We start from the raw sequence: 23,457 nt of genomic DNA, 5'->3' as shown, positions 1-23,457 counted from the left end.
CCCAGATCCGCCGGCTCAGGCTTTTTCAACCAGCATGCGCCCGACCATTTCCATGTGAAGGGCGTGGCAGAACCAGCTGCAGTAGTACCAGTGCAGGCCGGGCTTGTCGGCAATGAAGGTGATGGACGAAGTCTGTTGCGGGCTGATTTCCATGCTCACGCCATGGTTGGTCATGACGAAACCGTGAGACACGTCCTCGATCTGGTCGATGTTGGTGATGGTGACCGTCACCTCGTTGCCCTGCTTGACGGTGAACTCGGTCAGGCCATAGGCCGGCGCCATGGAGGTCATGTACACCCGCACCTTGTTACCGTCGCGGATGACCTTGTTGTCTGTCTCCAGATTGATGCCGTCCTTCTTGGCTCGCTCCACGGTTGGGGCGAAGAACGGGTCGTTGCGGTTCCAGATTTTCTGAGTCTTGATCTGGTCCCGTCGGGCGAGGATGCAATCGTGGGGTTCGGCAAACGCCGGGCCGTCGTGCACCAGTTTCATCTCTTCACCGGAAATGTCGATCAGTTGGTCGTTCTCCGGGTGCAGCGGCCCGGTGGGCAGGAAGCGGTCCTTGGAGAATTTGCACAGCACCACCAGCCACTTGCCATCGGCCTCGCTGGTCTCGGTCAAGGACGCGTGGTTATGCCCGGGCTGATACTGCACGTCGAGCTTCTGCTTGATGTAGTTGACCTTCTCACCTTTGTAGGCGCGGATGGCTTCGTCCATGTTCCACTTCACCACCTGGCTGTCGATGAACAGCGTGGTGTAGGCATTGCCGCGTCCGTCGAAGGTGGTGTGCAGCGGGCCCAGGCCCAGCTCCGGTTCAGCGACGATCACCTCGCGCGGGTCCTTGTAGCGCCCGGCGAACAGGTCATCCAGTCGGTCGATGGCGATCATCGAAACGGTGGGCGACAGCTTGCCATTGGCGATGAAATATTTGCCGTCGGAGGAGGTATTGCACCCGTGGGGGTTCTTCGGCACGGGAATGTAGCGAGTGAATTCGGAGTCCTTGCCGTCGGTTTTACGACCATCGACCACCGGCACCTTGGAGCCTTCCAGGGTAATGAACTTGCCGGCCTTGATCGCCGCTTCGATCCGCGGGATGTTGAACACCACGACCCAGTCGCGCTCGTTGCGCATCATGCCGCCCAGGTCGTAGGCTTTCTCCGAGTTGTAGCAGGTGCTCGCAGCGTATTTGCCGGTGTAGTCGGCGTCGGAGTTGTCCAGGTTACCGTCGACAATCACCTGGAACGCCATCTCCATTTTCTCGGCGTCGATGGCGTTGAACATCGTATAGCTGTTCTTGTCTTGCAGGTCGAAGGTACGGCCGTCGTTGGGGTGCGGGATCACGAACTCGGCGTTGGCGAACACATACTTGGTGTACGGCACCTTTTGCAGGCGCAGGCCGTGGATCGCCTGCACGTTAGGCACGGTGAGGATCTTGTCGCACTTCATGATGTCCAGGCGAATGCGCGCGACCCGGGAATTGGCCTTGTCATTGATGAACAGGTACTTGCCGTCGTATTTGCCATCGGTCATGGAAATATGCGGGTGGTGGCAGTCGCCGTTCTGGTATTTGGCGCTGTCCCCCAGAATCACCTTGCTTTCGTTGGTCAGCCCCCAGCCGGTGGCCGAGTCGACGTTGAACACCGGAATGCGCATCAGCTCGCGCATCGACGGCACCCCCAGCACCCTCACCTCACCCTGATGGCCGCCACTCCAGAAACCGTAGTATTCATCCAGCTCGCCGGGCGCGACATGGATCTTGGACTTGGCTTCCTTGGCCGCCGCGGCCCAGGATTCGCGGGTGAACGTCCCGGTGCCCAGTGCCGTGGCGCCGGCCAGTACCGCGCCAGTCACCGCGCCCGTGCCGAGGAAGCTGCGTCGGCTTACGCCCCTGGGTTCTGGCGCCATGTCGGTGGTGTCGTTGTTCTTGTCGTTCATGCTAATGCTCCATCAAGAATGAATCGGTCAGGGGGACAGGCCTGAGGGCGCCTCAAGGCGTCGGCGGCACCTGCACCACGGGAATCAATGACCCATCGGTCGTACTCGCCTTGCCGCGCTTCTTGCGCTTGTTGATCAGCGGCGGGCATTTGTTCTCGTTGTGCCAGGTCATCTGGCAATCGAGGCAGTAATGGCATTCGTTGGCGTTGATCCGGCCATCAGGATGAATCGCCTGGATCTCGCATTCCTTGGCGCACAACTGGCAGGGGTTGCCGCACTCCTTGCGACGCTTGAGCCAGTCGAACAGGCGCAGGCGCGTCGGCATCGCCAGGGCGGCGCCCAGCGGGCAGATATAGCGGCAATAGACTTTGCGGGTGAACAGATTGATCAGCAGCAGGCCGGCGGCATACGCCACGAACCACCACTGGCGGTCGAACCTCAAGGTGATAGCGGTCTTGAATGGCTCGACTTCGGCCAGCCGCTCGGCGGTGGCCATGGACTCCAGGGACACGCCGAACAACGCCAGCAGGATGATGTACTTGATGGCCCACAAGCGCTCGTGAACCGCAAACGGCAGCTCGTACTGTGGCACCTTGAACTTGCGCGCCAGTTCGTTGATCAGCTCTTGCAGCGCGCCGAACGGACACAGCCAGCCGCAGAACACACCACGCCCCCACAGCAGGATGCTGGCGGCGGTGAATACCCAAAGGATGAATATCAGCGGATCGGTGAGGAACAGTTCCCAGCGAAAACCTTCGAACAACGCGTGGACGAACGTCAAGACGTTAACCACCGACAGCTGGGCCAAACCATAGCCGCCAAGAAATACCACCGTGAACACCAGGTAACCCCGGCGCACCCAGTGCAGGAGCCTGGGCCGGCGGGCCAGCGCGTCCTGGAAAAAAAGGATGCCCGTAAGGACCAACAGGGCTACGCCGAGCACGCTGATCTCGACATTCTTCTGATACCACAGCGTCAACCATAGCGGCCGGCTGGCCTCTTCGGCCGCTGCCCGTTGCGCGGCGCTGGGCAATGGCCGTTCGAGGTAGGCCTCGGGCAGTTGATAGGCCAGTTCGAAACTGCTGAAGGTGCCGCTCACCGGCCCGGTCTGACGCCGCACCAGCAGTTCCAGGCTCCAGGGCGAACCGGGATCGAAACGATGGGAAGCGCGGATGATGAAGATCGCCATTTCATCGAAGGCCGGCATGTCATCGAGGGCCACGTCATCCAGGCGCTGGAAATCCAGGTCGCGGAAGCTGATGGTGTCGCCGAACTGGCGCAACACCACCCGGTCGAAAATCCCACCGCGTACATACCCCGAGCCCTTGAAGGAATAGCGCCCGCTGCCCATCACCGCGATGGCCTGCTCGCCGGGCTTGAGCGCGGCCATCAGCGTGCGATATTGCGCCTCCCCCAACAGGTTGCGGCCAACGGTGGGCGGGTTGAGCTGGGTGAGGTACAGGTCGATGAAGGTATCGTCCCTCTGCCCGGCGCTGGCGACTTCGACCTGCTCGGCCTCGGTGCCTTTGAAGGAATCGTCCACCTGGCCACGCGTCAGATGCAGGCGCCGCACCGAACCATCGCCGACCAGCGTACTCCAGTCGGCAGCCTGATAGACCTCTTCGCGAATCCGGGCCGGCGCCACTGCCACCGCTGAATCACTCTTGACCAGGCCCAGGGACACCGCGACGTCATGGGCCGCGCGCATGATCACTTCGTTGACCACCATCGCCGTCACGGTGGCACCGGCAATCGCGTCCACCGTCACCGCATTCGGGTCGCTGGAATGTCCCACGACGACCCTTTGATTGACCTGGATGCCGCTGTAGCGCGCACTGAAGGCGTGGAGTTTCTCTTCGGCAATGCCGATCAGCAGGATCGGCTCATGGTGTTCCAGCACGTAGGCATCGAGAATCACCCCGGCCGGATCGAGAATCACCTGGACGTTGATCGGCTTTCCCGAGTAAGCGGGAATGTCCACCACGTCCAGGCTCTGGAACACATACCCAAGGACTTTGCCCTCCGCCGACAAGGTGCGCACCTTGAAGCGCCCATCGGGCTCGGAAATCGTCTCGGTCCGGTTCAGGACATGATGAATGCGTTGCTGCTGGATGTCGCCGTAGTCCCTGGCCTGGGCGAGGCTGGTGAATGTCAGCAGGAGTGCGAACAGGCCATGGAGCCAGGAGCGGGAGGGATGCAGCATTGCAAAGGAAAGGGTCATGGACGCCAAGGCTTGTAGGCAGGAACTTGGCGCTCATGGTAGGAGCCTGCCCTTCAGCGGCCCTTGATTGAAATCAACTTGCAAAAAACTGAGTTCCCCACATCAGCCCCAGCAACTCAGGCCCCGTGGCGAGGGAGCTCGCTCCCGCTGGGGTGCGAAGCGCCTCCATGCAGACTCAACGCGTTCTATCCGATTCACCGAGGCGCCTGGCCTTGGGGCTGCTGCGCAGCCCAGCGGGAGCAAGCTCCCTCGCCACAGAGGATTGGGTCAGTCCCGACCTCCAAGCTCGGCGATCCTCAGCGCAACCCATAGGAGTAAAGCCCTCCATCATTGTTGTCGTACCAATTGCCGTTGCCCCAGAACACCCGATCCTGGTCCGGCTGGAACCCGATGATGCCCAGGTAGCCATCAATGTCCAGGCGTGTCCACGATTGGCCCCAGTCCCTGGAGTAGAACACCCCGTCAGCCGAGATGTTCACGTCCGCCCACCAGTAGAGCCAGCGCGGCGGCTGGTGGGCGCTGGTGGTGTTGACCAGCAGGCTGTTCTGCCCGACCCAGAAGTTTGTCCCGCGCACCTGGCTTGCCGATGGCAGGGGCGAAAACACGCTGGGCAGGTCACCCAGGGTGCGCCAGGCCAGCGCAGTGGTATCCAGTTCGGCGACGACGTCGCGGCCCTGGTTGCCCTGGTCGATAAGGCCGATGACCTTCCCGGCATCGTTCTGGATCAGCCTGGAGACGTACAGGTTGTCGTCACGCTGGATCTCGACGACTCGCCATGGCCCCTCCTCGCGTTGCAGTCGGGCGCGAGTGGTCAGGTTGAACGCAAGATGGTTGCCGACGCCGTCAGGGTTGCTGGCCCAAAAACGCTGGGACACCCAGATGAATGCTTGCCGGGCGTCCAGTTGCAGGACATTGGTCTGCACCTCCCCGTGCTCGCCTCGGTCGGTGTGCCATTGAGTGATGTCCGGATGTTTTTCATGCACTGACGCAGCGGGCACCAGTAACGACTCGGATGCCATGATCGCAGTACTGTTCATGCCACGATCGGCTGAGTAAAAGACCCCGGTGGACACGGCGCCTGGAGTCGCTTCGCCGCTGTCATCCTGCGCAACGTCCGGTCGTCCCCAGGCCCAGACTTCATCCGCGTTGTGGAAATACGGTTTCAGGCTCCAGGCCACATAATCGGCTTCGGCGAACCAGCCCTTGGTCAACCAGGTCCAGTGTTTTCCTTGGTCGTCGCTGCGAAGCACCACGGTCTGGTTGATGCCGTCGGCGCTTGCCGTTTCAGGCCGGTCGAGCCCGGTCAGCAGGAACAGGCTGGCGCCGTCCGGGCTGGCGACCAGGCAAGCCGCGCCGCTGACGTGGGCCACCAATTGGAACTGGCCTTGAGCATCCAGGCGTGAAATGAAGGAGGTTTCCTCCTCCTCGGGTACGAATAAATGGGAGTAAATCCCGGATGATTGCGGCGCCTTCGGCTTGCCATAGACCACGGTATCGAGGTTCACCACCTCGGCCGCGGGTTTCAACTGGCTCGCATCACCATTCAGGCGCCCGACCAGCCAGGTACCTTGCCCGGTCGCGACCACGCCCGTGCAATATTGGGTCATTGCCCGCATCCGGGTATCCTGCACCGTGCCCAGCTGTTGCTGGTCGGGACTGGCACCGCCCCACTCCAGCTTGGCGCTGGTCAGGATCCACATGTACCACAGCGCGGCGCCGCCCAGCAGCGCGACAAACAGAGTAGTGAACAGCTTTGATCGAGGCATGGGGAAGTCCGTATCCAGGGAGAAAATCGGGAAAGCTTTTCTCATCTCTTGCCCCTGGAGTAAATTTTTTTTGCACGAGAACGGATGAAGCCGGTCGCATACTTGTCAACGCTGTGACCCAGGTTCCATTTTCAACTGGCGCCATTACACCGCCGAACTCAACGCGCCAAAGCAGATGCCCACAAGGAACGCGCCATGCCCTCACGCTCAGGCCCCGCTGCCACTCCTCAACAGCCTGAAGGCACCGGCTTCGTCCGGGTGCGCGGCGCCCGCGAACATAACCTCAAGAACGTCGACGTCGATATTCCTCGCGACGCCCTGGTGGTGTTTACCGGCGTGTCAGGGTCCGGAAAGTCGTCGCTGGCGTTTTCTACCCTCTATGCCGAAGCCCAGCGTCGCTACTTCGAATCGGTGGCGCCCTATGCACGGCGCCTGATCGACCAGGTGGGCGTGCCGGACGTGGACAGCATCGAAGGCCTGCCGCCGGCGGTGGCCCTGCAACAACAACGCGGCTCGCCCAGCGCACGTTCTTCAGTGGGCAGCGTCACCACCCTGTCGAGCCTGATCCGCATGCTCTACTCCCGCGCCGGCAGTTACCCGGCCGACCAACCGATGCTCTACGCCGAAGACTTCTCGCCCAACACGCCGCAAGGCGCCTGCCCCGAGTGTCATGGATTGGGGCGGGTCTATGCAGTGACCGAAGCGTCCATGGTCCCGGACCCGTCACTGACCATTCGTGAGCGCGCCGTGGCGGCCTGGCCCATGGCGTGGCAAGGACAGAATCTGCGGGACATCCTGGTGACCCTCGGTTATGACGTCGACATTCCCTGGCGCGACCTGCCGAAGGAACAGCGCGACTGGATTCTGTTCACCGAAGAAACCCCCACCGTCCCGGTGTACGCCGGGCTGACCCCGGCGCAGACCCGAGCGGCGCTCAAGCGCAAGCTCGAGCCCAGCTACCAGGGCACGTTCAGCGGTGCCCGGCGCTATCTGCTGCACACGTTCATGCATTCGCAAAGTGCCCAGATGCGCAAGCGCGTGGCGCAATACATGCGCGCCAGTCCATGCCCTGCTTGCGAGGGCAAGCGCCTCAAGCGCCAGGCATTGACCGTGACCTTCGCCGGCCTGGACATCGCTGAACTGTCCCAACTGCCGTTGCTGGACCTGGCCGAGGTGCTCAAGGGGGTGCTGGCGCCGGCCTACCTCGAACAGGCCGAAGAACCGGGCGAAGTCCTTACGCACCAGCAGACCCGCGAGGCCCGTGAGCAACGCGCGGCCCGGGGCGAGAACCCGCATGCGGGCGGACCGGACGCCCGCCACACGCCGAACCTGTCGCTGGAAAAACGCCTGGCCGCGCAACGCATCGCCGCCGAGCTGCTGGAACGGATCGTCACCCTGATCGATCTCGGCCTCGGCTACCTGGCCCTGGAGCGCAGCACGCCTACGCTGTCTTCCGGCGAGCTGCAACGCCTACGGCTGGCAACCCAGCTCAACTCCCAGTTGTTCGGCGTGATCTACGTGCTCGACGAGCCCTCCGCGGGCCTGCATCCGGCGGACAGCGAAGCGCTGTTCGAAGCCCTGCAACGCTTGAAAGCGGCGGGCAATTCGGTGTTCGTGGTCGAGCACGACCTGGACACCATGCGCCGCGCCGACTGGCTCATCGACGTCGGCCCTGATGCAGGTGAACAAGGCGGGACAATTCTCTACAGCGGTCCACCAACAGGCCTGGTTGACGTAGCGCAATCACGGACCCGCGCCTATCTCTTTGCCGAGCAGTCGGCTGCCGGGCGCCGCCCCCGCGAACCCAAGGACTGGCTGCGCCTGGAAGGCATCACCCGCAACAACCTCGACAACCTCAGCGCGGCCTTTCCCCTGGGCTGCTTCACGGCGGTCACCGGCATCTCGGGCTCCGGCAAGTCCAGCCTGGTCAGCCAGGCGCTGCTGGACCTGGTCGGTGCCCACCTGGGCCAGGCCAGCGCCAACGCTGAGCCCGAGGAGCAGAGCCTGGAAGACGAACCCGTGCAAACCAGCGGCGGCGTCGTCACCGCCGGGCTCGACGTCATCAAGCGCTTGGTCCAGGTCGACCAGAAGCCTATCGGACGTACTCCACGCTCCAATCTCGCCACCTACACCGGGCTGTTCGATCACGTGCGCAAGTTGTTCGCCGCAACCGAGCAGGCCCAGACCCTGGGCTTCGATGCCGGGCGGTTTTCCTTCAACGTCGCCAAGGGCCGCTGCGAGACCTGCGAAGGCGAGGGTTTCGTCAGCGTCGAATTGCTGTTCATGCCCAGCGTGTACGCGCCCTGCCCGACCTGCCACGGTGCGCGCTACAACCCGCAGACCCTGGCGGTGACCTGGCAAGGCCTGGATATTTCCCAAGTGCTGCAACTGACGGTGAACCAGGCGCTGGAAGTGTTCGCCGAGCAGGCTGCGGCCCGGCGCACCTTGCAGGTCTTGCAAGACATTGGCCTGGGCTATCTGCGCCTCGGACAACCCGCCACCGAACTGTCCGGCGGTGAAGCGCAGCGCATCAAGCTGGCCACGGAGCTACAGCGCAAGGCCCGTGGCGCGACCTTGTATGTGTTGGATGAACCCACCAACGGATTGCATCCCCAGGACGTGGATCGCTTGCTGGTGCAGCTCAATCGCCTGGTGGATGAAGGTCATACGGTGGTTGTGGTGGAGCATGACATGCGGGTGGTGGCGCAGAGCGACTGGGTCATCGACATCGGCCCAGGCGCCGGCGCCCAGGGCGGGAAAGTCGTGGCGTGCGGCGCTCCAGAGGTGGTGGCGAGATCAGCCGAGAGCCGCACGGCCGCTTTTCTGCAACGAGCCCTACAAACCCCAAGCTGAAAATCGGCCCCTGTGGCGAGGGAGCTTGCTCCCGCTGGGCTGCAAAGCAGCCCCACAAACCCCGAGCTGAAAATCAGCCCCTGTGGCGAGGGAGCTTGCTCCCGCTGGGCTGCAAAGCAGCCCTACAAACCCCGAGCTGAAAATCAGCCCCTGTGGCGAGGGAGCTTGCTCCCGCTGGGCTGCAAAGCAGCCCCACAAGCCAGCCAATGCGGTGCACCGAGTCGAACAGCTCTACCCGGCAGAGGGGGCCGCTGCGCGGCCCAGCGGGAGCAAGCTCCCTCGCCGCAAGAGCGGTTTCACCACAGGTGGGTCATATTATCCATTTCAAACAGTCCGCGAATACTGGACTGTCTGATCCCCCACCAGATAAGCATCGAACGCCATCGCCACACTGCGCATCATCAACTGCCCCTGGGGGCGCAACACCAGCGCATCGGTGTGGATATCCAGCAACCCATCACCCGCCTGCTCCTGAAGCCGCTCCAGCGCATCGGCAAAGTATTCGTTGAAACGGATACCGTGTGCGGCTTCGATCCGGGCAAAGTCAATTCGCCCATGGCACATCAGCTCGCTGATGACTTCGCGCCTTACACGATCATCGGCGCTTAGACGATAGCCGCGCTGCACCGCCAGCAAGTCCTGGTCCAGGCGGGCGTAATACTGGGAAAGCTCCTTGACGTTCTGGCTGTAGCTGTCGCCTACCTTGCCGATCGACGACACACCCAGGCCAATCAGGTCGCAGTCGGCATGGGTGGAGTACCCCTGGAAGTTTCGTTGCAGGGAGCCCTGGGCCCGGGCGCCCACCAGCTCATCCTCCGGCAGGGCGAAATGGTCCATGCCGATGTAGGCGTATCCGGCGGCGGTCAACCGGTCGATGGTCAGTTCCAGCAGCTCCAGCTTGCGCTCCGGCGGCGGCATGTCTTCGGGTCGGATCATCCGTTGTGCCCGCACCCGCTGAGGCAAGTGCGCATAGCTATAGGCCGCGATCCGGTCCGGACGCAGGGCGATGATCTTGCTCAAGGTGACGTCGAAGCTGGCAACGGTTTGCAACGGCAGGCCGTAGATCAGATCGACGCTGACCGACTTGAAGCGCGCCTCACGGGCCGCCGCGATCAATTCGGCCACTTGTTCGACACTTTGCAGCCGATTGACCGCAGCCTGTACCTGCGCATCGAAATCCTGGACCCCGAAGCTCAGGCGATTGAAGCCCAACCGCCGCAGGCCACGGACCTGTTCGGCATCAATGGTGCGTGGATCGACTTCGATGGAAAACTCATGCTCGTCGCTGTCATCCATGTCGAAATGCTGGTGCAGGCAATCCATCAGCTCGGCCAATTGCGCGTGGGTCAGGTAGGTCGGCGTGCCCCCGCCCAGGTGCAGTTGCGTCAGCTTGCGCGAGCGATCGAACAGCGCCGCCTGCAGGACAATCTCGCGCTTGAGATAGCTCAGGTATTCGGCGGCGCGATGAGTCTTGCGGGTGATGATCTTGTTGCACGCGCAGTAATAACAGAGGCTTTGGCAGAACGGGATATGGATGTACACCGACAGCGGCTTGGGCACCGACGCCTGGTTGCTGCGCTGGGCCGCCTGTCGGTATTCATCCATGGCGAACGCCTGGTGAAACTGCGGAGCCGTCGGATACGAGGTATAGCGCGGACCGGGGCGGTCGTATTTTTCCACCAGGGCTCGGTCGAATGTAGAAACAGCGTTCATGCAGGATTCAACTTTTCAAAAGGGTGTGGAGTGGCGCCCAGCAGATCCGGGTCGAACAGGCTGCAGATCGCATCCACGCTCAAACGCCCCGCCGGCAGGATGCCGATGAAACGACTCGACATTTCGATCAGTCCCTTGTCATGCAGCGCTTCGAGCACCGGCCAGATGGGCGCGAAGTGCTCGCGCAACACCAGGCCGTATCGCGCCTCGATGGCCGGGATGTCCAGCTCCAGGTCACAGGACAATTGTTCGGTCACGGTGGCCCTGACCTGGTCCTGAGCCTCACAGCGCCAGCCCCGACGCACCGGCAATTGCCCGGCGTCCAGTTGCTGGCAGTATTGGTGCAGGTCGTCGGTGTTCTGCACGTACAAATGCTCGATCTGGGTGATCGCCGACAGGCCCAGACCGACGTGATCGCAGCAACCGTGGCGGGTAAAACCCTGGCAGTTGCGGTGCAGGCGCCCGTGCTCCTGGGCGACCGCCAGGTCATCGTCGGCCCTGACGAACTGCCCCAGGCCGATGTAGTGATAACCGGCGCCGATCAGCTGCTCGCAGCAGATGCGGCGCATCGCATCCTTGTCCGCCTGACTGCAGGACGACGCCGCAGTCCCGGCGTCTTTCGAACGATAGCGATACGGTGCGCAGGCATAGTCGAACACCCGCAGCCGATCCGGTTCCAGTTCGATCAAGGTCGAGAGCTTCAAGGCAAAACTGGCGGGCGTCTGCCAGGCATGGCCGTAGCCCAGATCGACATTGATCGAGCGAAAACCAAAGGTGCGCGCTGCATCGATCAATGAATGGATCGGCGCGGGGTTCTGATAGCAGTCGACAGACAGATCGCTGTCCAGGCCAATGTCCGGCACGCCGATGCTGACATGGGTAAAACCCTGGTCGCGGATCAGGCCCATGGTCGACCAGTCGGTGTGATGCAGGTCCACTTCGATGCTGTGATCGCCGCTGTCGTATTCGCAGAAATCGAAACGCTTGCGCAGGTCACCCATCAACCGCTGCAAGTGCGCAATCACCGGAGTGCCGCCGGTCAGGCAGAATTGTTCGACGCGCCTGCCCGATCCCAGATGACAGCCCACCAGCCCCAGCTCATAGGTCAGGCGTTGCAGATAGCCGTCGATTTCGCCGCAACGGCAATCGCTGGCCAGGGTCGAGCACGACGCCAATCTCAGGCGGGACGGCAGATGGACTGCCAGGGACAGCGGGCGGCGCTTCTGCCGACTGTTGCGCAAGCCTCTGAGCAGGTCCAGCGAGCCGATGCCACTGTGGAATCGACGCGTCCCCACCGGGCAATCGACATCAGCCACCACAGGGGCGCACCCCGAGGGTCGTTCGCCGAGGGTGTGAAAAAGATCGAACATGGCAATCTCCGAATGGCTGCGCGGCGACAGTGTCCGTCGTAACCCGCCCGGGCACCTTGACCTGCATCAAGCGCCATGAAACCAGGGGCCGCCCGCTACCAGGCGATGTAGAACATGCCCTTGGCAAGGAGCACGATCGCCACCATGTGCAGGAACACGCTGGTGTGAATGATGTGCACATGCCGGGCGCTCATCCGTCCGCGCCTGAACAGCCACATGGCCCAGAGAAAATGCCCCAGCACACTGACCGCCAAGCCGATCTTGAGCACCAGCAGCAAACCCAAGGATGACTGCCAAGGCGCCAGCAGTAACGGCCAGTACCGCAGCCAGACCATGCCTACCCCCGCGCCGAACAACACCATCAGCACCCATGGCATCAATTGCCGTGCACGTCGGCTGATGGCCTGTTCCAGCAGCACCATGATCCTGGCAGGCAATTGCTTGCGTAGGCTTTCCAGAAACAGCACTTCGAAAAAGACCGTGCCGATGAATACCAGCGCGGCGAACAGATGCAGGGTCAGGAACAGGGGATAGCTCATGGGGTTCTCGGATGCGCTCGGTGCTTTCGCATCAGCCTAATGCGCTGGCCCTTGATGGCGGTTGATGCCAATCAAGGAAGCCCACTCTTTCACTGGGAGGAAACCCCTATGGCAATGCCACCGCCCGGCCCCTCTGTGAGAGCGAGCCTGCCCGCGATGGCGTCCGACTGTCTCTACACAATTGTCTGGCCTACCGCAATCGCTAGCAGGCTCGCTCCCACAGGGGGGCGATGGTGAAATTAATAAAGCGTCAAGGGAACGTTACAGCTTCGCTTTGCAGTTCCCTACCGTTGATCCGGTAATGCGGTTTTTTGACGCTTTGCCGATATGCGGTCACAACTTTTGCGTTCCGTTGGGTCTTAACACGGTGGTCGCCGATGGAATATTGGCATCTACCGAGGTTTTTAGCCTGATACGGAGATAAGCTCATGATTTTCAATGTACAAGATTTTGGCGCCAAAGGAGATGGCGTTACTGACGACACGGCGGCCATTCAGAAAGCAATCGATGCGGCAGCGGCCGCCGGCGGCGGGCAGGTGTATATGCCGGCAGGCACCTACATCGTGTCCGGCGGCGAGGAACCTTCAGACGGCTGCGTGATGCTCAAGAGCAATGTCTATCTGTACGGCGATGGCATGGGCCAGACCACGGTCAAGGTGGCCGACGGCTCCGACACCAAGATCACCGGGGTCATTCGCTCGGCCTATGGCGAGGAAACCCACGACTTCGGCATCAGCAACCTCACCATCGACGGCAACCGCGACCACACCACCGGCAAGATCGACGGCTGGTTCAATGGCTATATTCCTGGCGAGGAAGGTTACGATTCCAACGTCACCATCGACAGCGTCGAGATCAAGGACTGCTCCGGGTACGGCTTCGACCCCCACGAACAGACCGTCAACATGGTCATCAAGAACAGCGTGTCCCACGGCAATGGCCTGGATGGCTTCGTGGCCGACTTCCTCAGCGACAGCACCTTCGAAAACAACGTTGCCTACGACAACGACCGGCACGGCTTCAATGTGGTGACCAGTACCCACGACTTCACCCTTACCAATAATGTCGCCTACAACAACGGCGGCAACGGCATCGTGGTCCAGCGCGGCAGCGAGAACATCCCCTCGCCCAGCAACATCACCATCACCGGCGGCGAGGTCTATGGCAACGGCGCCGAGGGCGTGCTGATCAAGATGTCCAGCGAGGTCGACGTCAGCGGCGTGGATATCCATGACAACGCCAGCGCCGGGATCCGCATCTACGGCAGCAACCACGTCGAGATCATCGACAACACGCTCAACAACAACTCCCTGGCCAACCCCGTACCGGAAATCATCATCCAGTCCTACGACGACACGCAGGGCGTCTCCGGCAAATACTTCAACGGCAGCGACAACACCATCCAGGGCAACACCATCAGTGGCAGCACCTTGTCGACCTACGGCGTGGCCGAGCGCAACGAGGACGGCACCGACCGCAACGCGATCATTGCCAATACCATCAGCCACACCAGCAAAGGCGCCACGCTGATCTATGGCGATGGCAGCTACGTCAGCGCCACGGTGCCGATGACCACAGTGCAAGGGACAGCGGGCAACGATACCCTGCTGGGCAGCGCCGCCAGCGAGATTTTCTATGGCGGCGCCGGTAACGACACCATCAATGGTGCGGCCGGCAGCGACATTCTGGTGGGCGGTGCGGGCGTCGATAAACTCACCGGCGGCACCGGCGCCGATACCTTCCGCTTCGTCGCCCAGTCCGACAGTTACCGCAACGCCACCTCCAGTTTCGACGACATCATCACCGACTTCGACGTCACCCAGGACAAGATCGACCTCGCCGGCCTGGGCTTCACCGGCCTGGGCAACGGCCGTGGCGGCACCTTGCAGGTCAGCTACAGCGCCAGCAACAACCGCACCTACATCAAGGATTACGATGCCGACGCCAGCGGCAATCGCTTCGAACTGATCCTCACCGGCAACCTCGCCAGCACCCTGACCGCCAGCAACTTCATCTTCAACCGGGTCATCACCGGCACCAGCGCCAGCGATTCATTGCTGGGCAGTGATTCAGCCGACACCCTGCTGGGCCTGGCGGGTAACGACAGCCTCAGCGGCGGCGCCGGCGACGACAAGCTCGACGGTGGTGCCGGCATGGACACCCTCACCGGCGGTGCCGGGGCCGACACCTTTGTGTTCTCCGACCGCTTGGACAGTTACCGCAACTACAACACCGGCGGCGCCAACCTGGGCGACCTGATCACCGACTTCGATATCAGTGCCGACAAGATCGACCTCTCGGCCCTGGGTTTCACCGGGCTGGGCGATGGCAAGAACAACACCGTTTACCTGGTGCTCAACAGTGCAGGGACCAAGACCTACATCAAGTCCCTGGAGGCCGATGCCAACGGCAACCGCTTCGAAGTGGCGCTGGACGGCAACTTCCTCGACAAGTTGACCAGCGCCAACTTCGTCTTCGCCACCACCTCACCAACCAATCACGCGCCCGTGGTGGCGACGCCGCTGCTGGATCAGACCGCCACCGAGAACACGCCGTTCAGCTACGTCGTGCCGGCCACCAGTTTCAGCGATCCGGATAACGACAGCCTTAGCTACAGCGCCAGGTTGGCCGACGGCAGCGCCCTGCCCGACTGGTTGAAGTTCGATGCCGCCACTCGCACGTTCAGTGGCACGCCCAGCGACACGGCGTCCGGCACCTATTCCATCCAGGTCACCGCCACCGACGGCAGCAATGCCACGGTCAGCGACGCATTCACCCTGGCGGTAAAGGACGTGCCTGCCTCGCCGACGGTGATCAACGGCACGCCGAACAACGACACACTGACCGGCACCGCCGCCAACGAGCAACTGTTCGGTGGCGCCGGCAACGACACACTTGACGGCGGCGCCGGCAATGACATCCTGGTCGGCGGCACCGGGGTGGACAAGCTCACCGGCGGCACGGGCGCGGATGTGTTCCGCTACACCTCCAAGCTCGACAGCTACCGCACCGGTTCCACCAGCGTCAGCGACCAGATCCTCGACTTCGACGTGGCGGCCGACAAGATCGACGTCTCGGCCCTCGGCTACATCGGCCTGGGCAACGGGCTCAACGGCACACTGCAGGTGACCTACAGCGCGACAACCAACCGGACCTACCTCAAGGACCTCACCGTCGACGCCAACGGTAATCGCTTCGAGGTGTCCATGGCGGGCAACCTGCTGAACAGCCTGACGGCCAGCCATTTCGTGTTCGCCGACCAGAACACGCCGAGCAACATAGCGCCGGTAGTCGTCATCCCCTTGCTCGACCAGAGTGCCACTGAACGCACGCCGTTCAGCTACACGGTGACCCACGACAGCTTCACCGACGCCAACCAGGATGTCCTGACCTACACCGCCACCCTGGCCGACGGCAGCGCTCTGCCGGCCTGGCTGAGCTTCAACGCGAGCAACCTGACGTTCTCCGGCACGCCGACCAGCACTGCGGCGGGTAACTACAACGTATTGGTCAAGGCCACCGACCCATCCGGAGCGTCGGTCAGCGACAGCTTCGCCCTGACAGTGGCCGATGCGCCCGCCAACACCATCACCGGCACCAACAACGCCGAAACCCTCAACGGCACCACGGGCGCGGACCTGATTCTCGGCCTCGGCGGCAACGACACGATCAAGGCCGGCACCGGCGCCGACACGGTCGACGGTGGCGCCGGGCGCGACTCGCTGTACGGCGGCGACGGTGCCGACACCTTCCGCTACAGCAACTTGCAGGACAGCTTCCGTGACTACGACACCGGCGGCGTCACCGCCACCGACACGATCTATGACTTCACCGTGGGCGTGGACAAGATCGATGTATCGGCCCTGGGCTTCATCGGCTTGGGCGACGGCAACAACGGCACGCTGTACATGACGCTGAACGAGGCCGGCGACAAGACCTACGTCAAGTCCGCCGAAGCCGACGCCGATGGCAATCGCTTTGAAATCGCCCTCAACGGCAACTACCTCAACACCCTCACCGCCAGCGACTTCGTATTCGGCGAGCGCGCCCAGCAGGACATTCTCTACCTGCCCACCCTGGGCCAGTCCAATGCGCGCCTGCTGCGCATGACCGAGGATGACAATCAGTCCGGCACCTCGATGCTGGTCAACGACCTGGACCGCTACACCCCCTATGACGTACGCAGCCAGTTCACCGATGCCGATGGCAATGGCATCGACATTGCGGTCGGCGGCAGTACAGTCAACGGTCTGTCGACCCTGGGCGCCGAGGAACTGAAGTTGTGCTGGTGGCTGAGCGATACCAACCAGCCGGGGCCGGCGCTGTTGCGGGCCGAGGCGCTGCTGCGCGATCAGCTCACTGAGCTCAAGGCCATCGACAATGTCACCATGGGCATCATCTGGGGCCAGGGCGAGGAAGCCGCCCAGGAGATCGCCCGTTCCACCGACAAGGCCGCGGCCGCAGCGGCCTACAAGGCGGCGACTCTGAAGGTGTTCGACTACCTGCACGCCCAGTTCGGCAATTTCAATGTGTACTTGATGGAGACCGGTCACTACGAACAGGATGCGGCCCTGGCCCGAGGTTATTCGCAGGAAAAGATTGCCGCGATTGTGGAAGGTGTCGGTTACGTCCGCGCCGCCCAGGAAGCCATCGCCGCCGAACGCGCCGACGTCAAACTGGCGGTGGATTACACCGATCTGCCCCTGCGGTACGAAGTCGATCCGCTGGTGTATCCGGATGACGTCTGGCACCTGCATGAAGAGTCGGCGGAAATCGTCGGCCAGCGCCTGGCGGATTACATCGCCGATGACCTGGGCTTCCAGGGCAATCCCAACGACAACAACAGCGTGCAGGACATTTTCGACGACGCCCATAACGAAGGCGGGATGATCGTCGGCACCGACCAGGCGGACACCCTGGTGGGCAGTTCGGGCAACGACACCATTAATGGCGACCTGGGTGCCGACACCATGACCGGCGGCGATGGCAACGATATCTATGTGGTCGACAACGCCTTCGATAGCGTGGTGGAAAGCAACACCTCGGCCTCGCAGATCGATACGGTGCAAGCCTCGGTCAGCTGGACCCTGGGCGCCAACCTGGAAAACCTGGTGCTCACCGGTGTGTCGGAAATCGACGGCACCGGTAATGAGCGGCGCAACTTCATCACCGGCAATGCCGCCCACAACGTGCTCGATGGCGCCGCCGGGGCCGACAGCATGAGCGGCGGCGATGGCAACGACACCTACTACGTCGACAACGTCGATGACACGGTGATCGAGACCAACGCCAATGCGCTGCCGGGCGGGATCGACAGCGTCCACAGCAACCTGACGGCGTATACCCTGGGCAGCAATGTCGAGAACCTGTATATCGACAGCGCCGATGCGGCCAACGGCACGGGCAACGCGCTGGACAACATCCTGTTCGCCGGTGCCGGCAACAACGTGCTGGACGGGCGCGACGGCAACGATACCGTGTCCTTCGAACGGGCGCTGTCTGGTGTCACTGCCAATCTGTCGACGTCCGCACAACAGAACACCGTGGGTTCCGGGCTCGACACCTTGAAGTTCATCGAGAACCTGACCGGCAGTGCCTATGCCGATACCTTGTTGGGCAACAGCGCGGCGAACATCCTGAACGGTGGCGCGGGCAACGATACGCTGGTAGGCGGTTCGGGGGACGACCGATTGATCGGCGGCGCAGGCACCGACAATCTCACCGGCGGCACGGGCGCAGACACCTATGTGTTCAATTCGTTGTCGGAGATGGGTGTCGGGACCCTGCGCGACGTGATCAACGGCTTCAAGACCACCGAAGGCGACCACCTGGACCTCACCGGTCTGGATGCCAACCCACTGACCGCCACGATCGAGGCCTTCACCTTCATCGGCAGCAACGCCTTCGACCAAACCAACGCCACCGGCCAACTGCGCTTCGCCGACGGCATCCTCTACGGCAGCACCAACGCCGACGCCACCCCCGAGTTCGAATTCGAACTGGTCGGCGTCAAGGAGCTGCACGCCAGCGACTTCACCGCCTGATATACGGGAACGGGCTTGCCCGCGATAGCGCCAGCACATCCAACAACGATGCCCGCTGATCCACCGCCATCGCGAGCAAGCTCGCTCCCACAGGGGTTCGGTGGTGGAAACGAGATCGGTGGAACAACACAGATCCACTGTGGCGAGGGAGCTTGCTCCCGCTCGGCTGCGCAGCAGCCGTGAAGTGATGAACCTGGTCTGTCTGGGGTTTGGGTCCGCTTCGCGGCCCGGCGGGAGCAAGCTCCCTTGCCACGGGGATGGGCGTTATCCAAAGATGATTTGCTGCATCCGCTCTCAAAACAAACGCTGCACCTGCTCCAGCACCGCGCGGTTCATCTGGCCGGTGTGGGTGTGCAGGCTCACATAACTCTGGAGCATGTCGAGCTTGGTGTTGAGCAGGTCTCGACGGGCCTGGAATACCCGCTGTTGGGCATCCAGGATATCCACCGTCGAACGCACGCCACCCTGGAAGCCCTTCTCGGTCGACGTCAGCGCGCGCTGGTTGGACTCCACCGCCCGTTGCATCGCCTTGCTTTTGGCAAACCCGGCGACGACCCCCAGGTAATCGGCTTCGATGTCCTCGGCCAACTGTTGCCGCTGCACGTCGTAGTCAGACTGGGCACCGGCCAGTTGCGCTTCGGCCTTTGCCACCGAGGCCCGTACCGCACCGCCGCGATACAGCGGGATGTCCAACTGCACGCCGACGTAATAGGTGTCCTGACGCGGATCGAGCTCCTGGTACTGACGGGTTTCCCGGCGGGTCAGCTGGGTGGTCAGCGACAGGGTCGGATAATGCCCGGCGCGCTGGCTGTCGGCCTGGGCCTCGGCGACTTTCACCGCTGCCAACCGCGCCGCCAGTTCGGGGCTGGCGTCACGGGCAATCGCCGTCCAGTACGGCAAGTCCTGCTCCGGCGGGATCGGGCTGCCGGCGGCCAGTTCCTCACGCATCGGCAGGATGTCGTCGATCGGTACGCTGGCCCGTCCTGACAACGCTCGCAGCGCCGCCACGCGACGAGCCTGGGCCTCGGCTTCCTGGGCCTCCACCAGATCGAGGCGCGCCTGGGCCTCATCGATATCGGTGATGGCGCCCTGGCCGCCCTGATAGAGTTTCTGACTCTGGATGACCAGCCCATTGATCGCGGCTTTTTGCTGGGCAATCAGCTTGATCTCGTTTTCGGCGCGGGCCACCTCGAAGTAGCCTTTGGCGACCCGATCGTACAACGTCTGCCCCGCCACATCGAACACCTGGATGCCCAGTTGCCCCCGTGCCTTGCCCTCCTGATACGCCGCCCAGCGCCCCTTGTCATACAGCGGTTGCTGCGCCGCCAACGTGACGCTGTTGGCTTGGTAGTCATTGCTGTTGACGTAGCTCTGGTCGTCGCCGCCATCGGTACGCCCGCCATAACCGTAACGGGACGTCAGTGACACCTGAGGATAAAGTCCACCCCGGCCTATGGCCTCTTCCTGCTTCGACGCATCAAACGCATGGGCAGCGGTTTGCACGGTCGGGTCGTTGAGACGCGAGGCGTCGTACGCCTCGGTCAGGCTCAAACCGCCGTCCCCGGCCCACACTGGGCTGATCGCCACCCAACCGGTGTACAAGCCCAGCAGCATTCGCCCACGGTAACGATTACGGTCAGTCATGCTCACTCCTCCTTGAAGGCCGCCAGCAAGCGTTCGCGCAAGGGTTTCATCAGGTAATTCATCAAGGTCCGCTCACCCGTCACCACTGTCACGTCCGCGAGCATGCCTGGGCGTACCCACAGCCCGGCGCTCTGCAACGAAGCAACGGTCTCGACAGGAATCTCGACCTTGGCCGAGAAGTACGGCTGGTGGGTCTGCTCGTTGATCAGTTGGTCCGCCGAGACCGTGGTCACGGTGCCGGTGACCGTCGGCGTATCCACCCGTTGCAGGGCGGTGAAATGCACGTGGACCGGCAGTCCCGGCCGCAATTTGTTTGCCATCAACGGCTCGAAACGCGCGGTGATCGCCATCGGTGCATCCAGCGGCACCACTTGCATCAGGGTCTGGCCGGCCTGTACCACGCCGCCGACGGTGTGAATGCTTACATCCATGACCTGCCCGGACGCTGGAGCGCGGATGGCGCCATTGTCCACCTCGAACTGCAAGGCGCGAATCTGATCGGCGTAGCCTGCCGCCTCGGCGGAGACTTCGCTGAGTTGGGTCTCGGCATCGCGGCGAAACTCCTGCTGCGCCTGCAACGCCTTGAGCCGACTTTCGTTGATGGCTTGGCGGGTCCGGCCGACATCGCCGACACCCGAAGCGATCTGCCCCGCCAGTTGCGCCGCGTTGCGTTCGGCCTCGAACAGTTTGTTGCGCGGAACATAACCTTCGCGAGCCAGGTCCCGCAGGCCCTCGAGCTCCTGCTGCTGGAAACGCATCTGCGCATCGTAGTTGCGCTTGACGCCTTCATAGCCTTGCAACTGCTGCTGCAACGCTGCGACCTCATGCTCGATGATCTGCAAACGACTGCCCAATTCCGCCCGGCGCGATAGAAACAACTGGCTTTGCAAGGCCATGGCCGCCTTCACCCGCGGCTCGTCGGCACGCTCCAGCAATTCAGCGGGCCATTGAATTTCGTCACTGCCCAGGCGCTCGGCGATCAACCGCGCTTCAATGGCGCGATCATTGAGCAGCTTGCCCAGGGTCACATCCAGTTGTGACTGCGCCTGCACGGTATTGAGCTGCACCAGCAACTGGCCCTGGGTGACCCGGTCGCCATCGCTGACCAACAGTTTTTCCACCACCCCGCCGACCAGCGATTGCACCGCCTTGCGCTCACCCGCCACCACCACCGTGCCGCTGCCGACGACGCCCTGGTCGAGCGGCGCAAGGCAGGCCCAAAGCAGGAAACCGCCCAAGGCGAGCACCAGAAAACCCACGCCATAACGGGCCGCCCCACTGGCGTCGGTACTGGCGCCGGGCAGCATCGTGGTATTGCGTACACTCAACCCTTGCTCGGTGTAGGCCTGGGTTCCGGGCGTCAGATCACGCATCTTTGCTGGCCTCCCTGACCGCCGTCGGTCTCGGCCCCGGCATCAAGGCCTTGAGCACTCGGTCGCGAGGACCGAAGGCTTGCTGCGTTCCGTCCTTGAGCACCAGGATGTGATCGACCACCGCCAGCACACTGGGCCGATGGGTGATCAGCACTACGGTGCTGCCAGCGGCCTTGAGCGCGTTGATCGCCTGGACCAGCGCCAGCTCGCCCGCTTCATCGAGGTTGGAGTTGGGCTCATCGAGCACGACCAGCGACGGGCATCCGTAAAGTGCGCGGGCCAGGCCGAGGCGCTGCTTCTGTCCGCCGGACAGCCCCAGCCCGCCAGGGCCCAGCGGCGTGTCGTAGCCTTTGGGAAAACGCAGGATCATTTCGTGGATGCCGGCCTGGCGCCCGGCGGCGATGATCTTGTCGGCGTCCTGTTCCCCGAATCGGGCGATATTGTCGGCGACGCTACCGTCGAACAGTTCGATGTCCTGCGGCAGGTAGCCCAGGTGCGGCCCCAAGGCATCGTGGGACCATTGGCTGATCTCGGCGTCATCCAGACGCACCGACCCGCCCATGGCCGGCCATATACCGACCAGCGCACGGGCCAATGTCGACTTGCCGCTGGCGCTGGGGCCGACCACCGCCAGTACATCGCCTTTGGCGAGGCTGAAGTTGATTGCGCGCAGAATCGGTTGTGTGGCGCCGGGCGGGCCGACGTACAGCTGTTCCAGACGCACCGCGCCGGTAGGCGGCGGCAACGGCATGCGCAGCCGGTCACGTGGGTGCTGGGCAAGCAACTGGCTCAAGCGTTGATAGCTCTGGCGGCCGGAATTGAATTGCTTCCATGAGCCGATAGCAATTTCCACCGGCGCCAGGGCCCGTCCCAGCAGCAGCGACATCGCGATCATCATGCCCGCCGACAACTGCCCCTCCAGCACCAGCAACGCCCCCAGGCCCAGGGACAACGATTGCCCGGAGATGCGCACGAACCGGGTGGCCGACGAGATTCGCGCACCGCGATCGCTGGCGTGCGCCTGGGCGGCGATGATGCGCTGCTGCAACAGGCTCCAGCGCTGGCGCAACGGTCCCAGCATGCCCAGGGCCTGGATCACTTCAGCGTTTTGCAAGGTGCTGTTGACATAGGTTGCCGACTGCACGCCCAGCCGATTGGCTTCCCCCAGGCGCGTGCGCGTCGCCAGCTCGCCCCACAGCGCCAGGCCGACCAGCACCAGGGCCAGGACCAGCGTCAGCACGCCGAACCACGGGTGAAAGATGAACGCCACCAACAGGAAGATCGGCAGCCACGGTGCGTCGAGCAAGGCAATCAGACCCTGGCCGGTGATCAACTGTCGCAGCGTCGCCAGGTCGGTAAGAACCTGTGCCGGGTTGGCGTTGTGCTCGCGCAGGCTGCGGGCAAATGCTGCGTCGAAAATCCGCTCGCCCAGGGCCTCGTCCAACCCGGCGCTCATGCGGATCATCACCTCGCCACGCACCCACTCGATCAGTGCGCTGAACATGAACAGTCCCAGGGCGATCAACGTGAGCATGAACAAGGTGGTTTCGTTGCGACTGGTCAGCACGCGGTCGTACACCTGCATCATGTACAACGACGGCACCAGTACCAGCAAATTGATCACACCGCTGAACAGCGCCAGCGACCAGAACACCCGGCGATAACTCAATAAAGCGGCATCGATATCGTGACGCGGATCAAGTAGCAAACCCATGAAATGTCGCCCGCAAAAATAGGAATAGTCGGTCCAAGACGCAATCCATCGCGAGCTTTTTGCCTTGAGGCATCGGAGGTAACTTTGAACGTAGCCTGACGTGCCGCTATCAGAGACGATCCTCGTCGCTACAGGCGCCCATTAAGACCACGTGACTGCGCGATAGTGCCGGTTCGACGGGTTGGGTTTGCGGATGGGTGACAAATGGAAGCGCCGCGCTTGAGGCGCGGCGTTTTTTCCACCTGGAATGGGCCTGTCCGTTGAGTTGTTGGCGCCAGCAAGATG

Annotated in this window: 11 protein-coding genes; 2 read left to right on the top strand and 9 right to left on the bottom strand. The window is 62.7% G+C overall.

Annotated features, from left to right (window positions below; translation table 11 throughout):
- Nucleotides 1-15: 15 nt before the first annotated feature.
- The 3 genes from nosZ to ACLEJQ_RS04225 all read right to left on the bottom strand — a co-directional run bounded on the left by nosZ (nt 16) and on the right by ACLEJQ_RS04225 (nt 5,922).
- Nucleotides 16-1,905 (bottom strand): TAT-dependent nitrous-oxide reductase, encoded by a 1,890-nt coding sequence (gene nosZ, locus ACLEJQ_RS04235; protein WP_440792613.1) that lies wholly within the window; start codon nt 1,903-1,905, stop codon nt 16-18.
- An 82-nt stretch (nt 1,906-1,987) separates the two neighbouring features.
- Nucleotides 1,988-4,156: a transcriptional regulator NosR gene (gene nosR, locus ACLEJQ_RS04230; RefSeq protein ID WP_440792474.1), complete on the bottom strand. Its 2,169-nt coding sequence runs from the start codon at nt 4,154-4,156 to the stop codon at nt 1,988-1,990.
- Between the two features lie 296 nt (nt 4,157-4,452).
- Nucleotides 4,453-5,922, bottom strand: a complete 1,470-nt coding sequence (locus ACLEJQ_RS04225) for a hypothetical protein (RefSeq protein ID WP_440792472.1) — start codon at nt 5,920-5,922, stop codon at nt 4,453-4,455.
- 195 nt (nt 5,923-6,117) lie between these two features.
- On the opposite strand from ACLEJQ_RS04225, the gene ACLEJQ_RS04220 reads away from it, so the two are divergent.
- On the top strand, nt 6,118-8,775 hold the full coding sequence (locus ACLEJQ_RS04220; protein ID WP_440792470.1) for an excinuclease ABC subunit A: 2,658 nt from the start codon (nt 6,118-6,120) through the stop codon (nt 8,773-8,775).
- Between the two features lie 324 nt (nt 8,776-9,099).
- Here ACLEJQ_RS04220 and hemN read toward each other — a convergent pair whose 3' ends face one another.
- From hemN to ACLEJQ_RS04205, 3 genes are all read right to left on the bottom strand, one after another.
- Nucleotides 9,100-10,488: an oxygen-independent coproporphyrinogen III oxidase gene (gene hemN, locus ACLEJQ_RS04215; RefSeq protein ID WP_440792468.1), complete on the bottom strand. Its 1,389-nt coding sequence runs from the start codon at nt 10,486-10,488 to the stop codon at nt 9,100-9,102.
- On the bottom strand, nt 10,485-11,858 hold the full coding sequence (locus tag ACLEJQ_RS04210) for a coproporphyrinogen III oxidase (protein WP_440792466.1): 1,374 nt from the start codon (nt 11,856-11,858) through the stop codon (nt 10,485-10,487). Before ACLEJQ_RS04210 ends, hemN begins: the two co-directional genes overlap by 4 nt.
- 95 nt (nt 11,859-11,953) lie before the next feature.
- On the bottom strand, nt 11,954-12,397 hold the full coding sequence (locus ACLEJQ_RS04205; RefSeq protein ID WP_440792464.1) for a CopD family copper resistance protein: 444 nt from the start codon (nt 12,395-12,397) through the stop codon (nt 11,954-11,956).
- A gap of 428 nt (nt 12,398-12,825) precedes the next feature.
- Here ACLEJQ_RS04205 and ACLEJQ_RS04200 point away from each other — a divergent pair, with 428 nt between their 5' ends.
- Complete coding sequence (locus ACLEJQ_RS04200) at nt 12,826-18,441, top strand: putative Ig domain-containing protein (protein WP_440792462.1); 5,616 nt, start codon at nt 12,826-12,828, stop codon at nt 18,439-18,441.
- A gap of 294 nt (nt 18,442-18,735) precedes the next feature.
- Here ACLEJQ_RS04200 and ACLEJQ_RS04195 read toward each other — a convergent pair whose 3' ends face one another.
- From ACLEJQ_RS04195 to ACLEJQ_RS04185, 3 genes are read right to left on the bottom strand one after another with little or no spacing between them, the layout of a single operon-like run.
- Entirely contained in the window at nt 18,736-20,085 is a 1,350-nt protein-coding gene (locus ACLEJQ_RS04195) for a TolC family outer membrane protein (protein ID WP_440792460.1), read from the bottom strand.
- A 2-nt stretch (nt 20,086-20,087) separates the two neighbouring features.
- Nucleotides 20,088-21,458, bottom strand: coding sequence for an HlyD family type I secretion periplasmic adaptor subunit (locus ACLEJQ_RS04190; RefSeq protein ID WP_440792458.1), 1,371 nt, complete (start codon nt 21,456-21,458; stop codon nt 20,088-20,090).
- Nucleotides 21,451-23,172: a type I secretion system permease/ATPase gene (locus ACLEJQ_RS04185; protein ID WP_440792456.1), complete on the bottom strand. Its 1,722-nt coding sequence runs from the start codon at nt 23,170-23,172 to the stop codon at nt 21,451-21,453. The genes ACLEJQ_RS04190 and ACLEJQ_RS04185 overlap by 8 nt, the downstream gene beginning before the upstream one ends.
- Nucleotides 23,173-23,457 lie beyond the last annotated feature (285 nt).

This window comes from Pseudomonas sp. SMV71 (genome assembly GCF_052042015.1).
GTDB lineage: Bacteria > Pseudomonadota > Gammaproteobacteria > Pseudomonadales > Pseudomonadaceae > Aquipseudomonas.
The sequence above is the reverse complement of the archived record's forward strand: the minus strand, read 5'-3'. Positions and strand labels throughout refer to the sequence as shown.

Excerpts from the sequence above, each read along its gene's own strand:
- nosZ (WP_440792613.1), bottom strand. The coding sequence starts at position 1,905 with ATGGCGCCAGAACCCAGGGGCGTAAGCCGACGCAGCTTCCTCGGCACG.
- nosR (WP_440792474.1), bottom strand. The coding sequence starts at position 4,156 with ATGACCCTTTCCTTTGCAATGCTGCATCCCTCCCGCTCCTGGCTCCAT.
- ACLEJQ_RS04225 (WP_440792472.1), bottom strand. The coding sequence starts at position 5,922 with ATGCCTCGATCAAAGCTGTTCACTACTCTGTTTGTCGCGCTGCTGGGC.
- ACLEJQ_RS04220 (WP_440792470.1), top strand. The coding sequence starts at position 6,118 with ATGCCCTCACGCTCAGGCCCCGCTGCCACTCCTCAACAGCCTGAAGGC.
- hemN (WP_440792468.1), bottom strand. The coding sequence starts at position 10,488 with ATGAACGCTGTTTCTACATTCGACCGAGCCCTGGTGGAAAAATACGAC.
- ACLEJQ_RS04210 (WP_440792466.1), bottom strand. The coding sequence starts at position 11,858 with ATGTTCGATCTTTTTCACACCCTCGGCGAACGACCCTCGGGGTGCGCC.
- ACLEJQ_RS04205 (WP_440792464.1), bottom strand. The coding sequence starts at position 12,397 with ATGAGCTATCCCCTGTTCCTGACCCTGCATCTGTTCGCCGCGCTGGTA.
- ACLEJQ_RS04200 (WP_440792462.1), top strand. The coding sequence starts at position 12,826 with ATGATTTTCAATGTACAAGATTTTGGCGCCAAAGGAGATGGCGTTACT.
- ACLEJQ_RS04195 (WP_440792460.1), bottom strand. The coding sequence starts at position 20,085 with ATGACTGACCGTAATCGTTACCGTGGGCGAATGCTGCTGGGCTTGTAC.
- ACLEJQ_RS04190 (WP_440792458.1), bottom strand. The coding sequence starts at position 21,458 with ATGCGTGATCTGACGCCCGGAACCCAGGCCTACACCGAGCAAGGGTTG.
- ACLEJQ_RS04185 (WP_440792456.1), bottom strand. The coding sequence starts at position 23,172 with ATGGGTTTGCTACTTGATCCGCGTCACGATATCGATGCCGCTTTATTG.